Source organism: bacterium, assembly GCA_036524115.1.
Classification (GTDB): domain Bacteria; phylum JAUVQV01; class JAUVQV01; order JAUVQV01; family DATDCY01; genus DATDCY01.
This window is the reverse complement of the sequence record DATDCY010000264.1, coordinates 1-2,328: the sequence shown is the minus strand read 5'-3', so window position 1 is coordinate 2,328 and position 2,328 is coordinate 1. Positions and strand designations below refer to the sequence as shown.

At 75.8% G+C, this 2,328-nt stretch carries 3 protein-coding genes; all 3 read left to right on the top strand.

Going from position 1 to position 2,328, the window contains the following annotated elements:
• Positions 1–756: TlyA family RNA methyltransferase (locus VI078_12750; protein HEY6000150.1), on the top strand; the 756-nt coding region annotated here is incomplete at its 5' end.
• Positions 698–1,615: an NAD(+)/NADH kinase gene (locus VI078_12745; protein HEY6000149.1), complete on the top strand. Its 918-nt coding sequence runs from the start codon at positions 698–700 to the stop codon at positions 1,613–1,615. The genes VI078_12750 and VI078_12745, both read left to right, overlap by 59 nt.
• 22 nt (positions 1,616–1,637) lie before the next feature.
• Positions 1,638–2,328 (top strand): AAA family ATPase (locus VI078_12740; GenBank protein ID HEY6000148.1); only part of this gene is annotated, 691 nt, incomplete at its 3' end.

Below are 2,328 nucleotides of genomic sequence, written 5' to 3'. Positions count from 1 at the left end.
GGGCTGGCGCCGAGCCGCGAGCAGGCGCGTGCGCTCGTGCTCGGGGGGCGGGTGCGCGTCGCGGGGGCGCGGGTCGACAAGGCCGGCGCCGCGATCGAGCGGGACGCGCCCATCGACGTCGAGGGGGGGCTCCCGTACGTCGGCCGCGGGGGGCTCAAGCTGGCCGGCGCGCTCGAGTGTTTCCGGATCGACCCGCGCGGCGCGGTCGCGGTCGACGTCGGCGCCTCCACCGGCGGCTTCACCGACTGCCTGCTCCAGCGCGGCGCCGCCCGGGTCTATGCCATCGACGTCGGCTACGGGCAGCTCGCCTGGAAGCTCCAGAGCGACCCGCGCGTGGTGCGGCTCGACCGGGTGAACATCCGCGACGCCGCGCCGGGCCTGCTGCCCGAGCCCTGCGACCTGGCGGTGATCGACGTCTCGTTCATCTCGCTGCGGCTGGTCCTCGGCCCCGCGCTCTCGCTCCTGCGCGAGGGCGGGCAGGCGGTGGCGCTCGTCAAGCCGCAGTTCGAGGTCGGCCGCGGCGGCGTCGGCAAGGGCGGCATCGTGCGCGATCCGGCCCTGCAGCGCGCGGCGCTCGCCGGCGTCGTCGAGTTCGCGGCCGCGGCGGGGCGCGCCGTGCTCGGCTGGTGCGAATCCCCGATCACGGGGGCGGACGGCAACCGCGAGTTCTTTCTCCACATCGCCAAAGGAGGGGCAGGTGACCGCAGCGCAGAGATCCGCGGCGCGATCGACGCCTGGCGGCCGGCCGGCGCTTGAGCCGCCGCGGCGCGTCGGGCTCGTCGGCAAGGCGCACCACCCGCAGATCCGCCCGGTGGTCGAGCACCTCGTGCGCCGGCTCGCGGCGCTCGGCGCGGCCACGGTGATCGACGAGCGCACGGCCGCCTGGGACCAGGCGGGGCTCTGCCGGGTCCCCAGCCTGCTCGGCGTCGGGCTCGACCTGATCGTCGTTCTCGGCGGCGACGGCACGCTGCTCTCGGTTGCGCGCGTGGCGCAGGCCGAGGGGATCCCGCTGCTCGGGGTCAACCTCGGCTCGCTCGGCTTCCTGACCGAGACCGCGCTCGACCGGCTCGACCCCGTGCTCGAGGCGGTGTTCGCCGGGGCCTGCACGCTCGAGGAGCGCAGCATGCTCGAGGCGACGGTGCGCCACGGCGAGGGCGCGCGCGGACCGTTCGTCGTGCTCAACGACGCGGTGATCAACAAGGCGGCCCTCGCCCGCATGATCGAGATCGAGGCGACGGTGGACGGCGCCTACCTCACCACGTACCGCGCCGACGGCCTCATCGTGGCGACGCCGACGGGGAGCACCGCCTACTCGCTGGCCGCCGGCGGGCCGATCGTCTACCCCGACATGGACGCGATCGTCGTCACGCCGATCTGCCCGCACACGCTCACCAACCGCTCGCTCGTGGTGCCGGGCCGCATGACCGTCGAGGTGGCGATCCGCACCGGCGAGCCGGACATCCACCTGACCCTCGACGGGCAGGTGGGCATCGCCCTCGAGCCGGGCGACCGGGTCGCGATGCGCACCGCCGCGGCGCGGACGCGGCTCGTGCACGTCCCTGACCACGAGTGGTTCGGCGTGCTGCGCCAGAAGCTCAAGTGGGGCGAGCGGTGACGCGCTGGGGGGAGCGCTAGCCTTGCTGCGGGAGCTGCGCGTCCGGAACGTCGCGATCGTCGACCGGCTCGACCTGGAGCTCCCCGGGGGGTTCGTCGCCCTCACCGGCGAGACCGGGGCCGGCAAGTCGATCGTGATCGCCGCCCTCGGGCTGGCCCTCGGCGAGAAGGCGCGCCCCGAGCACCAGCGGGTCGCCGACGAGGAGACCTCCGTGGAGGCGGTCTTCGACGAGCCGCCGCCGGCCGCACTGGCGCGGCTCGAGGCGGCCGGCGTTCCCGGCGGCGGCGAGCTGGTCCTGCGGCGCGTGCTCGCCCCCGGCGGGCGCAGCCGCGCGTTCGCCAACGACGCCGCGGTCTCGCTGGCAACGCTCGAGGAGATCGGGCGCGAGCTGGTCGACATCCACGGCCAGCACCAGCACCAGTCGCTCCTGCGCGTCGAGACGCACCTGGACTTCCTCGACGGCTTCGCGCGGCTGCTGCCGCTGCGCGGGCGCTACCGCGAGGCCTGGGCCGCCCTCGATGCGCTTGCCCGCGAGCGCGACGCGCTGGCGCGGCGGGAGCAGGAGCGGGAGCGGCGCCTCGAGTTCCTGCGCTTCCAGCAGGAGGAGTTGGCCCGCGCCGCGCTCGAGCCGGGCGAGGAGGAGCGGCTGCGCGCCGAGCGCGAGGTGCTGCGCAACGTGGAGCGGCTCGCGGCCGCCGCCGGCGAGGCCGAGG